General features: G+C 71.7%; 20 protein-coding genes. 5 read left to right on the forward strand and 15 right to left on the reverse strand.

Features of this window, described 5'->3' with window-relative positions:
* The 7 genes from ABZX10_RS10360 to ABZX10_RS10390 all read right to left on the reverse strand — a co-directional run bounded on the left by ABZX10_RS10360 (position 1) and on the right by ABZX10_RS10390 (position 7,575).
* A complete protein-coding gene (locus ABZX10_RS10360) occupies positions 1–627 on the reverse strand; it encodes an MBL fold metallo-hydrolase (RefSeq protein WP_355538347.1) in 627 nt (208 codons plus the stop codon).
* The gene (locus ABZX10_RS10365) at positions 624–1,709 is read right to left on the reverse strand and encodes an S-(hydroxymethyl)mycothiol dehydrogenase (protein WP_355538350.1); all 1,086 of its coding nucleotides are present in this window, start codon (positions 1,707–1,709) and stop codon (positions 624–626) included. The genes ABZX10_RS10360 and ABZX10_RS10365 overlap by 4 nt, the downstream gene beginning before the upstream one ends.
* Positions 1,709–2,050 carry a UBP-type zinc finger domain-containing protein gene (locus tag ABZX10_RS10370; protein WP_355538353.1) on the reverse strand — a complete coding sequence of 114 codons (342 nt, stop codon included), beginning with the start codon at positions 2,048–2,050 and terminating at the stop codon, positions 1,709–1,711. The genes ABZX10_RS10365 and ABZX10_RS10370 overlap by 1 nt, the downstream gene beginning before the upstream one ends.
* The gene (locus ABZX10_RS10375) at positions 2,047–3,558 is read right to left on the reverse strand and encodes an ATP-binding protein (RefSeq protein WP_355538356.1); all 1,512 of its coding nucleotides are present in this window, start codon (positions 3,556–3,558) and stop codon (positions 2,047–2,049) included. The genes ABZX10_RS10370 and ABZX10_RS10375 overlap by 4 nt, the downstream gene beginning before the upstream one ends.
* Positions 3,555–5,231, reverse strand: a complete 1,677-nt coding sequence (locus tag ABZX10_RS10380; protein WP_355538359.1) for an FAD-dependent oxidoreductase — start codon at positions 5,229–5,231, stop codon at positions 3,555–3,557. The genes ABZX10_RS10375 and ABZX10_RS10380 overlap by 4 nt, the downstream gene beginning before the upstream one ends.
* A 9-nt stretch (positions 5,232–5,240) precedes the next feature.
* A complete protein-coding gene (locus ABZX10_RS10385; protein ID WP_355538362.1) occupies positions 5,241–5,876 on the reverse strand; it encodes a hypothetical protein in 636 nt (211 codons plus the stop codon).
* A gap of 556 nt (positions 5,877–6,432) precedes the next feature.
* Entirely contained in the window at positions 6,433–7,575 is a 1,143-nt protein-coding gene (locus ABZX10_RS10390; protein WP_355538365.1) for a glycosyltransferase family 4 protein, read from the reverse strand.
* A 25-nt stretch (positions 7,576–7,600) separates the two neighbouring features.
* On the opposite strand from ABZX10_RS10390, the gene ABZX10_RS10395 reads away from it, so the two are divergent.
* A complete protein-coding gene (locus ABZX10_RS10395) occupies positions 7,601–8,365 on the forward strand; it encodes a class I SAM-dependent methyltransferase (protein WP_355538368.1) in 765 nt (254 codons plus the stop codon).
* A gap of 5 nt (positions 8,366–8,370) precedes the next feature.
* Here the strand turns inward: ABZX10_RS10395 and ABZX10_RS10400 are convergent, their stop codons facing one another.
* The 6 genes from ABZX10_RS10400 to ABZX10_RS10425 all read right to left on the reverse strand — a co-directional run bounded on the left by ABZX10_RS10400 (position 8,371) and on the right by ABZX10_RS10425 (position 14,327).
* Positions 8,371–9,240 (reverse strand): RNA polymerase sigma-70 factor, encoded by an 870-nt coding sequence (locus ABZX10_RS10400; RefSeq protein ID WP_355538371.1) that lies wholly within the window; start codon positions 9,238–9,240, stop codon positions 8,371–8,373.
* On the reverse strand, positions 9,237–10,283 hold the full coding sequence (locus ABZX10_RS10405) for an FAD-dependent oxidoreductase (RefSeq protein WP_355538374.1): 1,047 nt from the start codon (positions 10,281–10,283) through the stop codon (positions 9,237–9,239). Before ABZX10_RS10405 ends, ABZX10_RS10400 begins: the two co-directional genes overlap by 4 nt.
* Positions 10,284–10,356: 73 nt before the next feature.
* On the reverse strand, positions 10,357–10,620 hold the full coding sequence (locus ABZX10_RS10410; protein ID WP_355538377.1) for a type II toxin-antitoxin system RelE/ParE family toxin: 264 nt from the start codon (positions 10,618–10,620) through the stop codon (positions 10,357–10,359).
* On the reverse strand, positions 10,617–10,901 hold the full coding sequence (locus ABZX10_RS10415) for a type II toxin-antitoxin system Phd/YefM family antitoxin (protein ID WP_355538380.1): 285 nt from the start codon (positions 10,899–10,901) through the stop codon (positions 10,617–10,619). Before ABZX10_RS10415 ends, ABZX10_RS10410 begins: the two co-directional genes overlap by 4 nt.
* Before the next feature lie 67 nt (positions 10,902–10,968).
* Positions 10,969–13,542 carry an FtsX-like permease family protein gene (locus tag ABZX10_RS10420; protein WP_355538383.1) on the reverse strand — a complete coding sequence of 858 codons (2,574 nt, stop codon included), beginning with the start codon at positions 13,540–13,542 and terminating at the stop codon, positions 10,969–10,971.
* Positions 13,542–14,327, reverse strand: a complete 786-nt coding sequence (locus ABZX10_RS10425; protein ID WP_355538386.1) for an ABC transporter ATP-binding protein — start codon at positions 14,325–14,327, stop codon at positions 13,542–13,544. The genes ABZX10_RS10420 and ABZX10_RS10425 overlap by 1 nt, the downstream gene beginning before the upstream one ends.
* Positions 14,328–14,447: 120 nt before the next feature.
* Here ABZX10_RS10425 and ABZX10_RS10430 point away from each other — a divergent pair, with 120 nt between their 5' ends.
* Positions 14,448–14,942 carry a hypothetical protein gene (locus ABZX10_RS10430; RefSeq protein ID WP_355538389.1) on the forward strand — a complete coding sequence of 165 codons (495 nt, stop codon included), beginning with the start codon at positions 14,448–14,450 and terminating at the stop codon, positions 14,940–14,942.
* A gap of 56 nt (positions 14,943–14,998) precedes the next feature.
* The gene (gene eccA / locus ABZX10_RS10435; protein WP_355538392.1) at positions 14,999–16,711 is read left to right on the forward strand and encodes a type VII secretion AAA-ATPase EccA; all 1,713 of its coding nucleotides are present in this window, start codon (positions 14,999–15,001) and stop codon (positions 16,709–16,711) included.
* On the opposite strand, the gene ABZX10_RS10440 is transcribed toward eccA, so the two are convergent.
* Positions 16,708–17,238 (reverse strand): MaoC family dehydratase N-terminal domain-containing protein, encoded by a 531-nt coding sequence (locus ABZX10_RS10440; protein ID WP_355538395.1) that lies wholly within the window; start codon positions 17,236–17,238, stop codon positions 16,708–16,710. The genes eccA and ABZX10_RS10440 overlap by 4 nt on opposite strands.
* Positions 17,239–17,405: 167 nt before the next feature.
* Here ABZX10_RS10440 and ABZX10_RS10445 point away from each other — a divergent pair, with 167 nt between their 5' ends.
* Both ABZX10_RS10445 and ABZX10_RS10450 read left to right on the forward strand, forming a co-directional pair.
* Entirely contained in the window at positions 17,406–18,557 is a 1,152-nt protein-coding gene (locus tag ABZX10_RS10445) for an FAD-dependent monooxygenase (protein ID WP_355538398.1), read from the forward strand.
* Between the two features lie 88 nt (positions 18,558–18,645).
* A complete protein-coding gene (locus tag ABZX10_RS10450) occupies positions 18,646–19,647 on the forward strand; it encodes a phosphatidylglycerol lysyltransferase domain-containing protein (protein WP_355538401.1) in 1,002 nt (333 codons plus the stop codon).
* A 12-nt stretch (positions 19,648–19,659) separates the two neighbouring features.
* Here the strand turns inward: ABZX10_RS10450 and ABZX10_RS10455 are convergent, their stop codons facing one another.
* A complete protein-coding gene (locus ABZX10_RS10455; protein WP_355538404.1) occupies positions 19,660–20,850 on the reverse strand; it encodes a glycine C-acetyltransferase in 1,191 nt (396 codons plus the stop codon).
* Between the last annotated feature and the right edge of the window lie 19 nt (positions 20,851–20,869).

A 20,869-nucleotide genomic window follows, 5' to 3' on the forward strand; every position in this document is an offset into this window, starting at 1 on the left:
TCAGTGCCCGCGGCGGATCCACTCCTCGAGCTGCGGGGATTCCGCGGCCAGTGTCGTGCCGTCGCCGTGACCGGTGTTCACGACCGTCTCCGGTGGCAGCGCGAACAGGCGGTCGCGGATCGACTCGATGATCACCGAGAAGTCACTGAAGGACCGGCCGGTGGCGCCCGGGCCGCCGGCGAACAGCGTGTCGCCGCTGAAGAGCTGCGCCGCCTCGGGCAGATACAGGCACACCGACCCGGGCGAGTGCCCCGGCGCGTGGATCACCCGGATCTCGGTGCCGCCGACGGTGATCCGGGCATCGTCCGCGAGGTCCTCGTGGGCGACGCCGGGGTGGGTCATGTCCCACAGCACGTCGTCGCCGGGGTGCAGCAGGATCGGCGCGTCGAGCCGCTCCGAGAGCTCCGGCGCGACGGTCACGTGGTCGTTGTGCCCATGGGTGCAGACGATCCCGCGCACCGTCCGGCCGTCCACGGCGGCCACGATCGGGTCCGCCGAGTGCGCGGCGTCGATCACCACGACCTCGCTGTCGTCGCCGACGAGCCACACGTTGTTGTCGACGTCCCAGTTCCCGCCGTCGAGACTGAACGTGCCGGAGGTGACGACACGTTCGACCCGCAGCGTCACAGCACCACCACCGAGCGCAGGACCTCGCCGCGGTGCATGGTCTCGAACGCCCGCTCCACCTCGTCGAGTGCGATCCGTTCCGTGACGAACTTCTCCAGCGGGAGGCGACCCTGCCGGTAGAGGTCCACCAGCTGCGGGAAGTCCCGCTCCGGCAGGCAGTCGCCGTACCACGACGACTTCAACGACCCACCGCGCGAGAAGAAGTCGATAAGCGGCATGTCCAGGGTCATGTCCGGCGTCGGCACGCCCACCAGGACGACGGTGCCCGCCAGGTCGCGGGCGTAGAAGGCCTGCATCCAGGTCTCGGGGCGCCCGACGGCATCGATCACCACGTCCGCGCCGAAGCCATCGGTGAGGTCCTGGATCGCCTCCACGGCATCGACCTCCGCGGCGTTCACGGTGTGGGTGGCGCCGAGCCCGCGCGCGAGTTCGAGCTTGCGCGGATCGCGGTCGACGGCGATGATCGTGCGCGCTCCCACCAGCCGGGCGCCCGCGATCGCCGCGTCTCCCACACCGCCGCAACCGATCACGGCGACGGTGTCGCCGCGCGACACGCCGCCGGTGTTCACCGCGGCGCCGAGCCCGGCCATCACACCGCAGCCGAGCAGGCCCACCACGGCCGGGTCGGCCTCGGGATCGACCTTGGTGCACTGGCCCTGATGCACGAGCGTCTTGTCCGCGAACGCGCCGATGCCGAGGGCCGGCGAGAGCTCGGTGCCGTCCTCGAGGGTCATCTTCTGCGTGGCGTTGAAGGTGTCGAAGCAGTACTGCGGCTTCCCCCGCTTGCAGGCGCGGCACTGCCCGCACACGGCCCGCCAGTTGAGCACAACGAAATCGCCGGGCGCGACGTGATCGACTCCCGCACCGACGGTTTCGACGACACCCGCCGCCTCGTGCCCCAGCAGGAAGGGGAACTCGTCGTTGATGCCGCCCTCGCGGTAGTGCAGGTCCGTGTGGCACACGCCGCACGCCTGGATCGCGACCACCACCTCGCCGGGCCCCGGGTCCGGGATCACGATCGGGACGAGCTCGACGGGCTCGCCCTGGGCGCGGGCGATGATTCCTCTGACGGTCTGCGGCATCAGTGCACCTTATCCATCCAGTCGTCCGGGACGCGCCCCTCGGGGCCGGGTACGGGTTGGGACGCGGGGTGGGCCTGCGGATCGGCCAGCCGCGGACCGTCGTAGTAGCCCTGCGTGGCGTAGTCCCAGAACCAGTCCTCACCGGGCTCGAAGCTCTGCACGATCGGGTGCCCGGCCGCGCGGGCATGGGCGCTGCCGTGCTGCGAGGGCGACGAGTCGCAGCAGCCGATGTGCCCGCACTGCGCGCACCGGCGCAGGTGGAACCACCAGCCGCCGGTGGCATCGCACTCGACGCATCCGGTGCCGCTGGGCGGAACGCTCGGATCGATGGGATCGCTCATGACTCGTCCTTCTCCTCGGGGGCGGCCGGCGCGCGCTGCGGACCGGCGATGGGCAGTTTCACGGTGAACACCGTCGTTCCCGGCTCCGAGGTCACGGAGAGGTTCCCCTGGTGCTTGTTGACCACGATGCGCCACGAGATGTCCAGTCCCAGACCGGTTCCCTCGCCGATGCCCTTGGTGGTGAAGAAGGGCTCGAAGATGCGCCCGACCACGTCGCGCGGGATGCCGGAGCCGGTGTCGCCGATCTCCACCACGGCGCACTCGTCCTCCCGCCGGGTGCGGACCGTCAGGGTGCCGTGGCCGTCCATGGCCTGGATCGCGTTGTCGATGAGGTTGGTCCACACCTGGTTCAGCTCGGCGCCGTAGCCGCTGACCTTCGGCAGCGTGCTGTCGTACTCCTTGACCACGGTGATGCCCTTGCCCAGCTTCTTACCCATGATCACCAGCGTGCTGTCGATCAGCTCGTGCAGGTTCAGCTCCTGGAACGGCGCGCGGTCCATCTGCGAGTACTGCTTGGCCGCGGCGACCAGCGTGGAGATCCTGGTCGTGGAGTCCGTGATCTCATTGAGTAGTTGCTCCGTCTCCACCGTGTAGAACAACCACTTCAGCGCGCCCGGCAGCATCTCGGGCCCCACCTCGGCGAGCACGCCCTCGAACCAGTCCTCGTCGGCGCCCGCGGCCACGAACGCGGGAGCGAGCGTGAAGGCGTCCGCCACGTCGTGGTCCTCCAGCCAGTCGGTGATCTCGTCCTCCCGGTCCGAGGCCTCGAGTGGGCTGAGCGACGGGGCCTTCGCCACCAGTTCGACGGCCTGCCGCTGCAGGTCGACGAGGTCGACGAGCTGTTCGTGCCGCCAGGTGCCGTTCGCGATGTGCGCCAACTTGTCCCGCATGCCGGCGATCCGTTGCCGCAGCTCGTCGGCCGCGCGGACCGCCGCTCCGGCGGGGTTGTTCAGCTCGTGGGTGAGCCCCGCCGAGAGTGAGCCGAGCGCGAGCAGCCGCTCCCGCTCACCGATCATCTGCTGCTGCCGCTTGCCGCCGTAGAAGACTCCCTCCAGCAGGTGCAGCGCCATCGGGAACCATTGCTGCATCAGCTCGTTGAAGTCGGCGGAGGGAAGCACGAAGAAACGCGCGGGCGTGATCGCCCGCATCGACGCGTTGTACTTGCCGCCCATCTTCTCGCCGAGGAAGCTCGCCCAGGCCCCCGCGTACACGCCGCGCTGGTCCGTACGGGTCGTCTCCACCGGCAGACCGCCCACCGTCTGGCTCAGGGCGATCGTGCCGGAGAGCAGGACGAACAGCAGTTCGGCGGTGTCCCCCTCGCCGTACACCACACCCTGCGGATAGTCCTCGATACGGCCCCGCTCGCAGAGCCATTCGAGCTGCTCGCCGGAGAGCTTCTCGAAGAGGAACAGCGTGCGCAGCTCGTCCACCAGGCAGGGGTGCTCGCTCGGCGTGCCGTCCACCCGCGCGGTCAGGCCCGCCGGCGCGTTCGCACTGGTCTCGGTCATGAGTCGATACCCTCCAGATAGCGGTGGACGAACATGACCGCCATCGCGCCCTCGCCCACCGCGGAGGCGACGCGCTTGGCGGATTCGGACCGGACATCGCCCGCCACGAACACGCCCGGCACACTGGATTCCAGATGGAAGGGGGGCCGGTCGAGCTCCCAGACCGACGGGGCGTCCTCGGGACGCAGGTCGGGCCCCGTCAGCACGAAGCCCTTGCCGTCCCGCTCGACGATGCCGTCGAGCCAGTCCGTGCGCGGTTCGGCGCCGATGAACACGAACAGGAAGTCCGCCGGCACCGTCTCCTCGGTCCCGGCGGCGCGGTCCCGCAGCGTCAGCGCCTCCAGGTGCTCCTCGCCCTGCGCCTCGATCACCTCGACGCCGGTGCGCACGTGCACGTTCTCGATCGCCGCGAGCTGCTGGATCAGGTAGTAGGACATCGAGGCCTCGAGCGAGGCCCCGCGCACCAACAGCGTCACGGAGCAGGCGTTGCGCGAGAGGTAGGCCGCCGCCTGGCCCGCGGAGTTGGCCCCACCGACGATGAAGACGTGCTGATCGGCGCACGCGGGGGCCTCGGTGAGCGCCGAGCCGTAGTAGACGCCGGCGCCCGTGAGCCGGTCCAACCCGGGCGCGTCGAGCCGCCGGTACGACACGCCCGTCGCGAGGATGACGGTGTGCGCCCCCACGGACGTCCCGTCGGCGAACCGCACCGTGCGCCCCGCCCCCGCGATCTCCAGCGCGGTCACGTCGGAGGTGGTGATCACCTCGGCGCCGAACTTGCCCGCCTGCAGGCGCGCCCGCTCGGTGAGCTGCCCGCCGGACACCCCGTCGGGAAAGCCCAGGTAGTTCTCGATGCGCGAGCTCTGCCCGGCCTGGCCGCCCGTGGAGTGCCGCTCGACGAGGACCGTCCGCAGCCCCTCCGACGCGCCGTACACGGCCGCGCCCAGGCCGGCGGGGCCGCCGCCCACGATGACGAGATCGTAGAAGTCCTCCGACGGTGCCGTGGACAGTCCCACGTGCTGCGCCAGCTCGCTGTCCGACGGTGCCGTCAACACCGTCCCGTCCGCCGCCGCCACCAACGGCAGATCCTGCCCGTCGCTGCCCGCGGCGGCCAGCAGCCGCTGCCCCTCCGGCGATTCGGAGGTGTACCAGCGGTAGGGGATCTGGTTGCGTGCGAGGAACTCCCGCACCTCGGAGGACCGCGAGGACCAGCGGTGGCCAACGACCTTCGTCTCCGGCACGGGCCGGTAGTCGCTGCGCGCCCACGCCTCCAGCTCGGCGTCGATCACCGGGTACAGCTTCTCCTCCGGCGGGTCCCACGGCTTGAGCAGGTAGTGGTCCAGGTCGACGACGTTGATCGCCTCGATCGCCGCACCCGTGTCCGCGTAGGCGGTGAGCAGGAGGCGCCGCGCGCCCGGGTAGACGTCCATCGCGGACTCCAGGAACTCCAGCCCCGTCATGCCCGGCATCCGGTAGTCGGCGAGGATGGCCGCCACGACATCGCCGCGCAGCTTGAGCTCGCGCAGCGCCTCGAGCGCCTGCTGCCCGCTCTCCGCGCGCACGATCCGGTAGTCGCTGCCGTACTTGCGCCGCAGGTCACGGGCCACGGCGCGGGACACGCTCGGATCGTCGTCGACGGTCAGGATCGCGGGGCGCCGTTTCTCGGGTTCGGTCACCTTGTCAGATTACGACGGTGGCCGCCTCCACGTCGGCGAGTGCAGCTGTGAGCGAACCCACGCGTCGGGACCGTACGAGATCCTCTCCACCGTGCCCGACGGTGCCCCGCCCACCGACCACCTCGTCCCCCATCCCGCCACGGTGAGTTCCGGCTGCGCCACGCGCACGATCCGCACCCCCTGCGGCGTCTGCGCCGCGCGCGTCACGATCGGAGAGGTGATGTCACCCCGGTGTCGACGTCGACCCCGGAGGTTCAGCACCGTCAGCACGATCATTGCCGCTGCCAGGACCACGAGCGCCACGATCCGCCACGGTGCCCAATCGAGGGTACTGATGAACAAGACCGTCACCGCCGGGATCGCCAGCGCGTACCCCGCCAATTGGTACCGCGCATCCCGCGGGCTCGGGACTGTCTCCATGCCGACGGCGATCCGCCAGGTCCAGCCGACCGTCGCCGCGAGCGCGAAACTCGCGGCCAGCATCGCCCCGTATGCGATGCGCTGCCGCAACGGCCCGTCGTACGGCCACTTCTGCAGCGCGAACGCGACCATCATGGTCGCCCAGACGACGAGCAACATCCCGGCCGCCGCTCTGAGCGCCGCGACGGGAATCACCCTGGTCTCCGTCTCAGCAGGCTTGGACATCGCGCCTCCCCCTCGCCCTACGCAGCCATCCGCTGCGTCACCTCGCGTTGCCTGATCACGAATTCATGATAATGGATATCGACGGGTGGCCGGCCGACAGCAGTAACTCGTCGGGCGAGCCTCTGGACAGCAACGCCGGTGTCACGCCCGGCGGACGCCACTCCCGATGGCTGGTGGTCACCACCGGATGTCGCCCCCCGCTCGACGCCGATCCGCCCGCCCTACATTCGAGCCCCTACCGGAAGCCGGTCTTACAGTGAGGGACCGACTGACCCCCACGCGGCATTCGCTCCCCCACCAGACGTCGAGCGCGTCCCGTGGGGGACCGACCGACCCCCGCGCGGCATTCGCTCCCCCACCAGACGCCGAGCGCGTCCGCTGGGGATGGATCTGACCGCGGTGCCGGACCCATGTGCCCGAACACGGGCCCGACTCAACGATGTCTCGGACCTGTACGTGGTGGGGGGCACTGACCTGCAGAAATGCAGCGATGCCTCCCACGCATCGCTTCTCGGAGCCACGTCTGTCTACGTCCGGACCGATGCACGCCGCAGAATCAGACCAGCCCGCCCACGCGCTCCCCCGCCACGGACGCGGACAGCACCCGGGCGACACCGTCGGCGGTGGCGGGCCAGGAGAACTCGCCCGCCCGCTCCTGCGCCTTCGCCCCCAGCTTCTCGCGGAGCAGCGCATCGCGCAGCAGCAGGTGCACCGACTCCGTCAGCCCCGCGAGGTCACGGACGAGCAGGCCGGTGGCACCGTCGACCACCGAATCGGTGAGGCCCCGCGACGACGTGTATCCCACGGTGGGGACCGCGTGCTGCGCGGCCTCGATCACCGTGATGCCCCAGCCCTCCTTCCGGGAGGGCATGACGTGCACCCAGGCCCGTGACAGCAGCCGGTGCTTGCGCTCCTCGGTGACGTGGCCGTGGAAGGTCACACGGTCCAGCACGCCGAGCTTCGCGGCATGCTCGTAGAGCTCGGAATCCCACCAGCCGCTACCGATCACGTCGAGGTGCAGGTCGGGGACGCGACGGCGCAGGCGGGCGAGAACGTCGAGGGCGTCCTCGATCTGCTTGTGCGGCACCAGCCGTGACAGCACGACGATCCGGGGCGACGAGGCACGCAGGTCCGCGACACCGGGTGCGACCGCGTCGATCCCGTTGCGCACCACGGCGACCCGTTCCGCCCCCACGCCGAGCAGGGCCAGTTCCTCCGCCGATGGCAGCGACACGGTCAGGTACTGCGACGCGCGATGCACCCACGGCGAGAGCCGCGACTCGATGAACCAGCCGACCCGCGCGACGAGCCGCCCCGCCACCGGCCACTGCTCACGATGGCAGTGATGCACGAGCACCGTCACCGGCACGCCGGCCACCAGCCGCGCGAAGAAGGGGATGCCGTTCTGGGTGTCGATCACCGCGTCGGGGCGGATGCCGCGCAGCGGGCCGTGCCCGAACCGCGCGGCCACGATCGCCACCAGCGCCAGCGGATACACCGTGAACCGGCCGCCGCCACGGGAGATGCGCACGCCGCGCACGGTCTCCGAACGGGCCGCCCCCGGGTACATCGCGGTGCGCAGCGTCACCCGCACACCGCGCGCGGCCAACTCCTCGCCGACGCGTTCGAGGTACAGCTCACTACCGCCGCCCTGGGGGTGGCGGGTGTCACGCCAACACAGCAGGAGGACCTCACGCACACGTTCTAGGGTACCGTCCGGTCACGTGTACCCCGCTACCTGGAAGAACGCGACGGCACGGCTGCGGCGGCGCGCCACCCTGCGCCGCTCCGTCGGGCTGCTCTCCGACTTCCGGTTCGAGCAGTCCGAGCCCGCGCGCTTCTACGGTTCGCTCGCCCGGGACACCGTCGAGCTGACCGGCGACCTGTTCGGGGATCTCGACGGTGCCCTCGTGCTCGACGTGGGCGGCGGCCCCGGCTACTTCGAGGACGCGTTCGCCGAGCACGGCGCCGTCTACGTCCCCGTCGAGCCCGACCCGTCCGAGGCGCACGCCGCCGGCATCACCTCCTCGCGGGGCGTCCGGGGCTCCGGGCTCGCGCTCCCGATCGCCGACGGCGCCGTCGACGTCTGCCTCTCGTCGAACGTCGCGGAGCACGTGCGCGATTGGCGGACGATGGGCGACGAGATGCTCCGGGTGACCCGTCCGGGGGGCATGGTGATCCTCAGCTACACGGTCTGGTACGGGCCGTTCGGCGGCCACGAGATGGGGCTGAGCCACTACCTCGGCGGCGAGCGCGCCGCACGGAGGTACACGCGCCGGCACGGGCACCCGCCCAAGAACCTCTACGGCACATCGCTGTTCAAGGTGGGCGCCGCCGACGGCCTGGCCTGGGCCCGCACCGTCGACGGTGCCGAGCTCGTCGCCGCCTTCCCGCGGTACCACCCGTCGTGGGCGTGGTGGACGGTCCGGGTGCCGATCCTGCGCGAGGTCCTCGTGTCGAACCTGGTCCTGGTGTTCCGGAAACGTTGAGCCGGTCACCGCACGTGGGCCAGCTTGGCCGGGTTGCGCACGGTGTAGACGGCGGAGATCAGGCCGTCCTGCACCTCGATCGACGTCACCTGGTCGAGCACCCCGTCGAAACTGACCACCATCGACGGCATGCCGTTGTACACCCCGAACTTCAGGCCGAGCTCGCCCATGTCCGCGGATTTGCGCAGGAAGCCCACCATGAGCCGGGCGACCCGCTCGGCCCCCGTCACCGGGCGGCGCGCTGCCGAGACCACACCGCCACCGTCGCCGAAGTAGACGACGTCGGGTGCCAGTAGCTCCATCAACGTCCGGATGTCGCCCGTCGACGCGGCGATCAGGAAGCTCTCCGCGGCGGTCTGCGCCTGAGACGGTGCGACCACCTCCCGGGGTCGCCGGGCGCGCACGTGCTCGCGGGCGCGATGGGCGGTCTGCCGCACGGTCGCCTCCGACTTGCCCACCGCCTCCGCGATCTCCGGGTAGCCGAAGTCGAACACCTCGCGCAGCACGAAGACCGCCCGCTCGGTGGGCGTCAGGGACTCGAGGACCAGCAGCATGGCCGTGGTCACCGCCTCGCCGGTCAGCACGTGCTCCGCGGGCCCGTCGCCCGACGGTGCCTCGAGCGGTTCGGGCAACCACGGGCCGACGTACTCCTCACGCCGCCGGGCCGCGCTGCGCAGCGCGTTGAGCGCCTGCCTCGTGACGATCCGCGCGAGGTACGCGCGAGGATTCCCGACGGTGCCGAGGTCCACGTCGCGCCAGCGCAGATAGCTCTCCTGCAGGACGTCCTCGGCGTCGGCGACCCCGCCGAGGATCTCGTAGGCGACCGAGAACAGAAGCGGACGGTGCTCGGCGAAGACCTCTGCGGCGTCGGTCACTTCGGCCCCGGCAGCCACGCGTAGTACCGCGGCGAGCGCGCGCCACTGAGCGTGAACCGGCACACCCGCTCCTTGACGAACGCAGCGGCCCGGCCACGCAGGTACAGCGCCGTCGGCGAGTCGTCACGGCGCGACACCTGCACGACGCCGGCGGCCCGGCCGAGCGAGACGCACTGCCCGGTGAACCCCATCGAGAACGCCTTCATCAGCGGCACCCCGTCCAACTCACGCACCAGGGTGTCCGCCGCGTACGCGCCCTGCGGCATCGCGGCCTGGCAGCTCATCCGCGAGCCCGGCACCGCCGCGGCGTCGCCGACCGCGAACACCCGCGGGTCGCTCACGCTCCGCAGAAATCCGTCCACGACCACGCGGCCGTCGTCGTCCACCTGCAGCCCGCTGCGCGCCGCGACATCGCTGACCTGCGTCGCGATCGCCCACAGCACGAGGTCGGCACCGTCTGCACCCGCGTAGCGGCCGCGCTGGACGCTCACACCCAGCCTGTCGAGCTCCCGGCGGACCCGTGCCCGCGCGCCCGCCCCGAGGGACTGCCCGATCTCGCCGTCGCTGAGCAGTCGCACCCGCAGATCGGGGCGTGCCTCGGCCACCTCCGCGGCGGTCTCGATGCCGGTCAGTCCGCCGCCCACGACGGTGACCGCGGCACCGTCGGGCAGTGCAGCGAGTTCCCGGTGCGCCTCGCGCGCGGATTCGAGCCCGCCGATCGCGACCGTGCCGGACGGGGCGGTGATCGCCCCACCCGCCGCGTAGATGACGCGGTCGAAGTCCAGCTCGCCGCCACCGGCGAGAGCGAGCACCCCGTCTCCGATCTTCTCGACCGCTCCGACCACCAGCCGGATCCGCGGGTCGAGAACGTCGGCCAGCGGCGCAGTGGCGGCCCCGCTGCCCGCGGTGAGCTCGTGCAGCCGGATCCGCTCAACGAACTCGCGCCGCGGGTTCACGACGGTCACGTCCACATCCGCCTTCTTCACCAGCCGATTCGCGGCGATGGTGCCCGCGTAGCCCGCGCCGATCACGACGACCTTCATGATTGCCTCCTCATGCGATGAACTTCTCTTCCGCACATGGGACACCGGCCACGCCCGATCTGTGACAGGTCGGCTACCGGTACACGTCGCGGCGGTGCGCGATACGGATCACCCGGACCACGATTCGACTCTCGACGATGGAGTAGACGATCCGGAACTCACCGCGCCGCGCGGAATACCGCCCGTCCAGTTCGGCCCGCAGTGGTTTTCCCACACGCCGCGGGTTCTCCGCCAACGGGCCACGAATGAACTCGACACACGCCGCCGCCACCGCTTCCGGCAGATCTTCTGCCAGCGCACGCCGCGCCGCGGCTGAGAACTCGATCCGATAGGTCAACGAGGCAGCCTTCCGGCGGCCCGCATGGCCTCAGCCACCTCCTCCAGCGAGTAGACCTCGCCCTCGTCCATCTCCGCCTCGGATTCGTGAATCGCGCGCACGAGTTCGGGGTCGCTGAGGATCTCCAAGGTCTCGATCATGGAGTCATAGTCCTCGGCGCTGAGCAGCACTGCGGCCCGCCGGCCCTGGCGGGTGACCTCGATCCGCTCGTGGGTGCGGACGGCCGAGTCGACGAGCTTGGACAGATTCGCCCGGACCTCGGCGAGCGGCAACGTAGTCATGTACAGAATTCTAGCGCGATCGTGCCCCCTCGGCAGTGGCCGCGTCGGCGAGGTCCGCGCTCCCCGATCACCCCTCGGCGATGGCCGCGAGCGGCGGGGTGCGGGCCGCGCGGATGGCGGGCAGGATCGCGGCACCGACGCCGACGAACGCCGACGCCACGAGCATCACGATCACCGTCGACCAGGGGACCACGACCGAGCCGAGCCCCTGGTCGCGGAGGGCGTGTACGAGCGAAACGCCCAGCAGCACCCCCAGCACGAGCCCGAGGGCCGCGCCGAAGATCGCGATCAGCATCGACTCGAGGTAGATCGACCGGCGCACCTGCGCACGGATCAGACCGATCGCACGGAGCATGCCGATCTCCCGGCGCCGTTCCACCACGGACAGCGCCAGCGTGTTGACGATGCCCAGGATCGCTATCACCACCGCCAGCCCGAGAAGCGCGTACAGCACCCCCATGAGCGCCGTGATCGCCTGCCCCGCTTGGTCCTTGAGATCCTGCTGGTCGTCGACGTTGACCACCAGCAGCGGCTTGACCGCCTCCCGCAGCCGGTCCTTGAGCTCGCCCACGGAGGTGCCCGCGGCGGCGTTCACGAACACCGACTGCGGGGTGACGATCGGCGCCGTGGCCCCGCTCGCGGGCGGGTACAGCGTGTTCATTTCCGCGGCGGTGATCACGGGGCCGGACAGCATGCCGCCCTTCGCCTCGTAGATCCCGGTGACGGTGAGGGTGGTCTTCGCGCCGCCGACGGCGGACATCGGCTCGACCTTCGTACCGACCTCCCAGCCCCGCTCGCGGGCCGCCTTGTCGTCGACGAGGAGACCGCCGGCCTTGAGCGTCATGTCGCCCGACACGCGGGTCAGGTTGAAGGCGGAACCGACGGCACCGTCGACCGCGAGGGTGCTCTCCCGATCGCCCCCGATCCGCACCGGTACCCCGTACAGCACCGTCTTCTCGCCGATCCCCGGGACGTCCTTGATCGCGGATAACGCGGCGGGCGGCATGCCCAACTGCGGCGCCTGCAGCACGAGGTCGGAGCGGATGCCCTGGTCCACCTGCGCGTCGATCGACTTCTGCATCGATGCGCCCAGCGTGCCGATGATGCCGACGAGTGCGACGCCGATGACCAGTGCGAACGCGGTCGCGGTGGTGCGCTGCGGATTCCGCATCACGTTGGTGCGGCCGAGGCGGCCCGCCGGGCCGAAGGGCGCGGCGATGACCCGGCCGATGCCGCCGAGCAGCGGGGCCACGAGCGCGGGCCCGCCGATCACCACCGCGAGGATCAGGCCGAAGCCGGCGATGCCGACGACGATCGCGGCACCGGCGCCCACCTCCGTGGTCGCGACGAACAGCAGCGCCATCGCGCAGAGCAGCAGCGCCGCGCCGACCGCGCCGCGCACCATGACCGATTGCGCGGAGCCGCCGTCCTGCGCGCGCATGGCGGCGACGGGCGGCACCCGCGAGGCGCGCACCGCGGGGATCAGGGCGGAGACCACCGTGACGACGGTGCCGACGACCATCACCGTGATCACCACCGCGGGGCTGACGGCGAGGCCGCCGTCGGGGAAGCCCGCCCCCGCTGCCGTCACGCCGACCCGCAGCAGCAGTGCGAGGCCGATGCCGACGGCCAGGCCGAGCGCGCTGCCGACGATGCCGACCACGAGCGCCTCGAGCACCACGGAGTTGCGCACCTGGCCGCGGCCGGCGCCGATAGCGCGGAGCAGCGCGAGCTCCTTGAGGCGCTGCGCGACCAGCATCGAAAAGGTGTTGTAGATGATGAAAACGCCCACGAGCAGGCCGATCAGACCGAACGCGACCAGGAAGTAGTTGACGAAGCTCAGCCCCTGGTCGATCGTGTCCGAGAACTGCCGACGCACCTGCGCACCGGTCTGCACGTTCAGGTCGGGCAGGCGGGCGGCGAGCGCGTCGCGCAGCTGCTCGGGCGTGGTGCCGGACGCGGCGCCGACCTCGATGTACGGGGCGGTGGCCCCGTCACCGAACAGCTTCTGCGCCTCGTCCTTCGCGAACAGCGCGCCCAGGTATCCGCCGGAATCGGTGGAGATCGTGTACACGCCGACGATCGTCACGTCGATCGGGCCCGGCGAGTGCGGCGCGACCACCGTGGTCTTCGCGCCCACCGGCAGGTCGAGCCGGTCGGAGGCGGACTCGTTGAGCACCATCTCGTTCGGGCCCGTCGGTGCCCTGCCGGAGGTGAGCTTCAGGCCGTCGGGGTCGAGGTTCTCGCCGGGCGGCAGGTACGCGCCGCCGACCTGCGGGGCGCCGGTGGGCGAGACGACCTCGCCCTTGCCGTCGCGCAGGGCGATGGTGCCGGTGATCGCCGGGACCACCACGCGCACACCGGGGACCGCCTTGATCTGGTCGACGACCGACAGCGGCACGCCCGGCCCGGCGGGGCCGAATCCGCCCTGCCCCTGGGCGTTCTTCGGGGAGACCCGCGCATCGACGCCGACGGCGATCTTGTCGGAGATCCCGTCGAAGGCCTTCGACAGCGTGCCCGTGAACACCATCGACCCGGCGATGAAGGATGTCCCGAGCAGCACGGAGAGCACCGTCAGCACCAGGCGCCCCTTGTGCGCCATGAGGTTCCGCAGCGCGACGCGCCGCATCGGATTCGCCATCAGCGGGCGACGAGCTCGTCGAGGTGGATCAGCTTCTCCGCCACGCGCTCCGCGGTCGGACGACGCACCTCGTCGACGATCCGGCCGTCGGCGAGGAAGACCACCCGGTCCGCGTAGGCGGCGGCGCGCGGGTCGTGCGTCACGATCACCACGGTCTGGCCGAAGTCGTTCACCGCGGCGCGCAGGATCGAGAGCACCTCCGCGCCGGAGCGCGAGTCGAGGTTGCCCGTCGGCTCGTCACCGAAGATGATCTCCGGGCGCCCCACCAGCGCACGGGCGCACGCGACGCGCTGCTGCTGGCCGCCGGACAGCTCGGTGGGGCGGTGATCGAGCCGGTCCCGCAGGCCCAGCCGGTCGACGACGGTGTCCAACCACTGCTGGTCCGGCTTGCGGCCCGCGATGTCCAGCGGCAGCGTGATGTTCTCGATCGCCGTCAGCGTGGGGACCAGGTTGAACGCCTGGAACACGAAGCCGATCCGATCGCGCCGCAGCGCGGTGATCTGCTTGTCGTTCAGCGACGTGAGCTCGGTGCCGCCCACCAGCACCGATCCGCCGGTCGCCGCGTCCAGGCCCGCGAGGCAGTGCATGAGCGTGGACTTGCCGGAGCCCGAGGGCCCCATGATGGCGGTGAACTCCCCGGCCAGGAAGTCGACGGTGACGCCGGCGAGCGCGTGCACCACACCCTCGCCCTCGCCGTACACCTTGGTCAGGTTCGCGGCCCGCGCCGCGACCCCGGTGACGGCGATGTTCGCCGTCGAGATCTCCTGGCCGGGCATCTGTGTCATACAGACGAGAATGCCAGAAATGTGTCGCCTGTGACATCGGGAAGAACCCTGGTCCCTCCGCCGGCTGCGGGGCGGACCGCTCCCGGAGACACGAGCGCGTGACTCGGGGATGATGGACCGATGCGTCTCGAATCCCGCATCCTCGTGCACCTGTCCGGCGTCCTCGACCTGCGCGACGGGAAGTTCTTCGGCAGCTGCTTCGGCCATCGCGTGCCCGACGACCTGCTCGCCGCCGTCACGGTGCACGGCGCCGCGACCAACCGGGCGACCGCCGGCTTCGCCTCGCCCTCGCGGGCGCAGTCGGCGATGCCCGTGGAGCTCGAGCACTGGGACGGCGTGCCGCCCGACGACGGCGTCTGGGACACGGTGCTGCGCACCCAGCTCTGCGTCGACACCTCCGGATCGGTCGAGTGGTTCTCCCCGGGCCCGGAGCACGACGGTGCCGCCCCCGACGACGTGATCGAGTTCCCCATGGCCCGCGGCTTCTACGAGGTCGAGGCCGCGGCGCGACACGCGGGCGAGGGCGCCGACACGTGGCGGCTGCGGTTCTGGTCCTCCGACGAGTACGGGCCCGATCTCAAGGAGATCCGCGAGATCGCGCTCCTCGCGCGCTGACCGCGGCTACCGTGGTCCACAGGGGGATCGGGGGATCCTCCGGGTTCGGGGGGACCATGACCAGATCAGCGCCGGCGGCGCATCCGTCGCTGCGAGCACTGCACGCGTTCCGGGCGGGCGTCTCCGCGCTGGGCATCGGGTTCGGCGAGTTCGAGGCCGCCCCGCGCGACCCGGCCTCGGCCCGGCGCGCCTTCGAGTCCGCCACCGCCGCGGACCCGGCAATGGCCGACGCCTGGCTGGGCCGCGCGGCCACCGGCGAGTCCACCGCGGAGGTGCTCGCGGCCCTGCACCGCTCGGCGGACGCGATCGGCGCCGCGTCGCGGCGGGTCGGGCTGCCGCCGGGCGCGCTGTCCACCGTCTTCAGCACCGGCCTGTACGTGGACTATCCGCTGCGCGACGCCGCCACCGCGCACGTGGCGTACGCCGCGCGGCTCCTCGCCGACGATGCGCCCGACGAGGCCGTGCGGGTCCTCGACGCTGCGCCGAGGTGTCCGATCGAGCGGTATCAGCGCGCCGTGACGGCCGCCCGGACCCGACGGTGGCCCGACGTCCTGGCGGCGCTCGACGGGCACGCCGGCTGGGACGACCCCGTGCTCGCCGCCGCCGCGGCCACCGTCGCCGGTTCCGCTGCGGCGCAACTGGGTCGGTTCGCCGAAGCGGCCCGGCTGCTCACCACCGCCGCCGCGGGACCGGTGCCCGGCGCCGCCGCCGCGGCCCGGTACTGCCACGCCCTGGTGCTGCGCGAACAGGGCGAGGAGGACCGCGCCCGCGAGCTGCTGGAGCGGGCGGCACCGTCGTACCCGCCCGCGGAGGCCGCGCTCCGCGACCCGGGCCACCGCCTGGTCGTGGAGGGCCCCGCCGCAGCCGAGGAGGCCGTCCGCGCCGCTCCCGACGACGGCGCCGGCCTGCTCGCCGAGGCGGCGGCCGAACTCGACCGGCAGGTGGGACTTCGGGACGTCAAGGAGCAGGTCACGCGCCTGCGCACCACGATGCAGCTGGCCCGGGTCCGCGCGGACCGCGGGCTGGCCAGCGGCAGCCGGTCGCTGCACCTCGCGTTCACCGGTCCGCCCGGCACCGGCAAGACGACGGTGGCGCGCATCGTCGCGCGGATGTACTGCGGGCTGGGCCTGCTCGCGAGCGACACCGTGGTCGAGTGCTCGCGGCGCGACCTCGTCGGCCAGTACCTGGGCGCCACGGCGCAGAAGACCTCGGCGGTGATCGACTCCGCGCTCGACGGTGTGCTGTTCATCGACGAGGCCTACACGCTCGTCCAGGAGGGGCTCACGGGCGGCGACGCGTTCGGGCAGGAGGCGATCGACACCCTGCTCGCCCGGATGGAGAACGACCGCGACCGCCTCGTCGTGATCGTGGCCGGCTACGACGCCGAGATCGATCGGTTCCTGGCCTCGAACGAGGGCCTGGCATCACGGTTCGCGCGCCGCATCCGGTTCCCCGGCTACTCGCCCGGCGAGCTCGCGGAGATCGGTGCGGCGCTGGCACGCTCCCGCGACGCCGTCCTCACGGGCGACGCGGCGGCCGTCCTCGAGGCGTGCTGCGCCGGCATCGTCGACCGGTTGGACCGCCTGGGCAACGGGCGGTTCGTGCGCAACGTGATCGAGGCCGCCGAGGAGGAGCGGGAACTGCGGCTCGCCGATTCCGGGATCGACCTGGCCGGCATCGACGAGGCGGCGCTCATGCGGATCGAGGCCACGGACATGGCACGCGCCCTCGAGGGCGTCCTGGGCTCGGACGCACCGGCGATCTTCTAGCTCGACGCCGCGACGTTCGCCGCGTACTCGTCGCTGCTGGACGGACCGGTACCGGTCATCATGACCTCGTCGGCCAACCTGTCGGCGGCCTCCAGGTCGATGCCGGTCTCGCGCTGGCTGTGGACGATGAAGATCTCCGCGTCGAGCGAGGGCTCACCGTTCGCGTACACCATGCACTCGACCACGACGAGGTCCGTCTCGGCCTTGACGATGTGCGAGGTCAGGCGCACGCCGAGGCTCAGGACGTCGCCGACGTGCAGCGGACGCAGGTACCGGAAGGACTGGCCGGCGTGCATGATCGCCGACAGGTTGCAGCCGGGGATCACCTTGGCCACGAGCGCCGAGGCGCCCTGCAGCATGGGCGCGCCGAGCATCGTCGCGGGCACCGCGACATCGTCGGGCAGCACGCGACTGGCGGCGTACGGGACGTCCCAGCTGCGAATGGCGCGCGCGAACGACCGCACCGATTCCGCACCGATCTCGTAGGCATCGGGGAACCAGATCTCCCACCCGTCGGCGACGGCCACGTCTCCACTCCTTGAACGCCAGCCCTCATTTCAACCTTCGAGGGACGTTCAAGCATAACCGGCATTCGGGTGCGATCCCAAAACCAGCGCACCCCGGTGACAACACGGCATGTCACGTGGCCCACGCCTCGGTGACAGGACGCGCCCGGACTACTAGCGTCGAGGTCATGTGGAGGACGAACTCGCTGCGCGTCGCCGTCGTCGGCGCGGGCATCGGCGGGCTGGCCGCCGCCTCGGGCCTGCAGCGCGCCGGCGCCGAAGTGATCGTCCTCGAGCAGGCCGCGCGCTTCCTCCCCCGCGGGTCCGGGTTGTCACTGTTCTCGAACGGTTTCGCAGCGCTGCGCTCGCTCGGCCTGGAGGAGCCCGTGCGGGCCGTCCTGGCCGACGGTCCGCCGTCCGTCCCGATCGGCACGATGCGCGCGGACGGGACCATGCTGGCCGCGTTCGCGCCCGCCACCGTCGCCGACCTCCGCGTGATCGACCGCACGGACCTGCACCGGGCCCTGCTCAGCGGCCTGGCCCCCGACACCGTGCGGCCCGGCATCCGCGTGGAGGGGCTCAGCTCCGCCACCCTCGACCTCGGACCGAGCGGACTCCTGGAGGACGCGCACGTCATCGTCGGCGCGGACGGCATCCGCAGCCGCGTCCGGGGCAGCCACGCGGGCGACCCCGGAGCGGCCTACTGCGGGTACGGCGCGTGGCGCGGAATCACCGACACCCCCGTCGTGTTGCCCGACGGTGGCGAGACCTTCGGGCGGGGCGAACGATTCGGGTACATGCCCCTGCGCGACGGCAGGGTCTACTGGTTCGCCGTGCGGCCCTCGCCGGCCGACGACCTGCCCGAACCCGGCGAGCTGCTCGAACGCTACGGCGCGTGGCACGATCCGATTCCCGAGATCCTCGCCGCCACGGATCCCACGCGGGCCGGGTACCAGCCCATCGAGCGGCTCGCGCACCCGCTACGCACCTACTCGCGCGGCCAGGCGACACTGGTCGGCGACGCCGCGCACGCCATGCCGCCCACGCTCGGGCAGGGCGCGAACCTGGCACTCGAGGACGCCGCCGTCCTGGTCTCGCTCCTGCGCCCCCTCGCGCACGACCCCGATCCGCGGGAGGTGCCCGCGCGGCTCAGCGCCTACGACAAGGCGCGGCGGCCCCGCACCCAGCGCATCGCGCGGCAGGCCCATCTACTGGGCGCTGCCGGCCAATGGGACTCCCCCGGAGTGGCTCTCGCGCGGGACCTGGCCCTGCGCCTTGCCCCCGACCGCCTCCTCGACCGCGCCTTCCGTCGGCCCCAGCGCTGGTCGCCGCCGGACTGAGCGAGCCGACCCTTTCCGCATCCGCCGGACGGCGTGACGCCGCACACCTCGATCGGTACGTTTCGCCGTCGAGGCGCATACTGTCCGTATGTCATTCGATGATCGAAGTGTCGAATCACTGGTCGGCAGCGCGGTCGGCGATCCGCTCGCGCCCTTCGCCCTGCGGCCCGAGAAGCACCACGTGTTCTCTCCGGGCGGAGATGCCTTCGTGGCGTACGCGATCCGGCTCGGCGTGGTCGTCGCCAGCGGCGACCCCGTCGGGCTGACGGCGGAGGCCCGCGCGGCGGCGATCGACGAGTTCGTGCGCCGCGCCGGGAGCCGCCCGATCGCGGTGCTGGGCGCGGGCGAGGCCTACCGCCCCCGCTGGGAGGCGCACGGCCTGCGGGCCGTGCCCATCGGGCGGGACGTCGTGATCGACGCGTGCTCCTTCGACCTCGTCGGCCGACGGTTCCGCAACCTGCGCCAGGCGGTCTCGCGTACCCGCAACGCGGGGGTCACCGTCGAGATCGTGCGGGAGGGCGAGGTGTCCGACCTGGACCGGCAGGCGGTCCGCCGGATGGAGACCCTCGCCGGGCACGACCCGAGCCGGGGCTTCTCGATGATCCTCGGGCGCATGCTCGACGGTGCCCGGCCCGACGGCGTGTTCGCGCTCGCGCGGAGGCCAGACGGCACCGTCTGCGCCGCGCACCGGTACCTGCCCGCCGGGCCGGAGGACCTCTCGCTGGATCTGCCGCTGCGAGCCCGGCATTCACCGAACGGCGTGGACGAGCGGCTCACGCTGGAGACCGTCGCGTGGGCACGGGACCACGGCTACAAGCGGGTCTCGCTCGCCTTCGCGCCGTTCCCCGACCTGTTCGCCGACGACTCGGCGACGCTCCGGAACCACCCGCGGGTCAGAGCGGCCGCACGACGCGCGGTGCACGCCTTCGATCCGCTGCTGCACGTGGAGCGGCTGTACCGCTATCTGCGCAAGTACCGTTCGTTCGATCAGGAGCGGGCCGTCCTGCTGCGGCCGCACCAGGTGGGGCGGGTGGCCGCGGCCCTGATCCTGCTCGAATTCGGCCGTTACGGCCGCGACGCCCGGCTCTGAGTCGCGGGCCGATCAGGCCGCGGCGCGTCCCGCGACGAAGGCCTGCACGCAGCGCTCGATGTCGTCGGCGGTGTGGGCCGCCGAGAGCTGCACGCGGATCCGGGCGGCGCCCTGCGGCACCACCGGGTAGCTGAACGCCGTGACGTACACGCCGTGTCCGAGCATCGCGTCCGCCACCCGCGCCGCGAGCGCGGCGTCGCCGAACATGACGGGGATGATGGCGTGTTCGCCGTCGAGCAGCTCGAAACCCTCCTCCGACATGCGACGACGGAACAGAGCCGCGTTGTCGGCGAGCCGGTTCCGCAGCTCCGCCGAGTCCCGGACCAGCTCCAGCGCACGCAGCGTGGCAGCGACGATCGCCGGCGCGAGCGAGTTCGAGAACAGGTACGGCCGGGCCTTCTGCCGCAGCATCGCCACGATCTCGGAACGGCCGGAGACGTAGCCACCGGACGCGCCGCCGAGCGCCTTGCCGAAGGTGCCGGTGTAGACGTCGATGCGGTCGCTCACGCCGGCGTGCTCCGGAGTGCCCGCACCGGTGCCGCCCATGAACCCGACGGCGTGCGAGTCGTCCACCATCACGAGCGCGCCGAAACGCTCCGCCAGGTCGCAGATCTCACGCAGCGGCGCGAGGTAGCCGTCCATGGAGAAGACACCGTCGGTGACCACGATGATCCTCCGCGCGGGCGCGTCGCCGGTGGTGGCCTCGGTCAACGTGGCCTCGAGATCCGCCATGTCGCGGTTGGCGTAGCGATAGCGCCGCGCCTTGGACAGCCGGATGCCGTCGATGATCGACGCGTGGTTCAGCGCGTCCGAGACGATCGCGTCCTCGGGGCCGAACAGCGACTCGAAGACGCCGCCGTTGGCGTCGAAGCAGCTGGAGAACAGGATCGTGTCCTCGGTGCCGAGGAAGGCGGACACCGCCGCCTCCAGCTCGAGGTGCAGATCCTGGGTGCCGCAGATGAACCGCACGGAGGCCATGCCGAAGCCACGCTCGTCCATGGCCCGCTTGGCGGCGGCGATCACGTCCGGGTGGTCGGCGAGTCCGAGGTAGTTGTTGGCGCAGAAGTTGAGCACGTCCACAGCGGGCTCACCGAGGCGGCCCGCCGCGATGCGGCCCGACTGCGGCGAGTCGATGTGTCGCTCGTTCTTGAAGGTGCCTGCGGCGCGGATCGCCTCGAGCTCGGCGCGGAGCTGATCACGCATCGTCGAATACATGTGGGGT

It is taken from the genome of Tsukamurella sp. NPDC003166 (assembly GCF_040611135.1).
Classification (GTDB): Bacteria; Actinomycetota; Actinomycetes; order Mycobacteriales; family Mycobacteriaceae; genus Tsukamurella.

Coding starts and splice junctions, on each gene's coding strand:
- ABZX10_RS10415 (WP_355538380.1), bottom strand. CDS start 10,901: ATGACTACGTTGCCGCTCGCCGAGGTCCGGGCGAATCTGTCCAAGCTC.
- ABZX10_RS10425 (WP_355538386.1), bottom strand. CDS start 14,327: ATGACACAGATGCCCGGCCAGGAGATCTCGACGGCGAACATCGCCGTC.
- ABZX10_RS10385 (WP_355538362.1), bottom strand. CDS start 5,876: ATGTCCAAGCCTGCTGAGACGGAGACCAGGGTGATTCCCGTCGCGGCG.
- ABZX10_RS10430 (WP_355538389.1), top strand. CDS start 14,448: ATGCGTCTCGAATCCCGCATCCTCGTGCACCTGTCCGGCGTCCTCGAC.
- ABZX10_RS10445 (WP_355538398.1), top strand. CDS start 17,406: ATGTGGAGGACGAACTCGCTGCGCGTCGCCGTCGTCGGCGCGGGCATC.
- ABZX10_RS10370 (WP_355538353.1), bottom strand. CDS start 2,050: ATGAGCGATCCCATCGATCCGAGCGTTCCGCCCAGCGGCACCGGATGC.
- ABZX10_RS10365 (WP_355538350.1), bottom strand. CDS start 1,709: ATGCCGCAGACCGTCAGAGGAATCATCGCCCGCGCCCAGGGCGAGCCC.
- ABZX10_RS10450 (WP_355538401.1), top strand. CDS start 18,646: ATGTCATTCGATGATCGAAGTGTCGAATCACTGGTCGGCAGCGCGGTC.
- ABZX10_RS10420 (WP_355538383.1), bottom strand. CDS start 13,542: ATGGCGAATCCGATGCGGCGCGTCGCGCTGCGGAACCTCATGGCGCAC.
- ABZX10_RS10455 (WP_355538404.1), bottom strand. CDS start 20,850: ATGCGTGATCAGCTCCGCGCCGAGCTCGAGGCGATCCGCGCCGCAGGC.
- ABZX10_RS10375 (WP_355538356.1), bottom strand. CDS start 3,558: ATGACCGAGACCAGTGCGAACGCGCCGGCGGGCCTGACCGCGCGGGTG.
- eccA (WP_355538392.1), top strand. CDS start 14,999: ATGACCAGATCAGCGCCGGCGGCGCATCCGTCGCTGCGAGCACTGCAC.
- ABZX10_RS10405 (WP_355538374.1), bottom strand. CDS start 10,283: ATGAAGGTCGTCGTGATCGGCGCGGGCTACGCGGGCACCATCGCCGCG.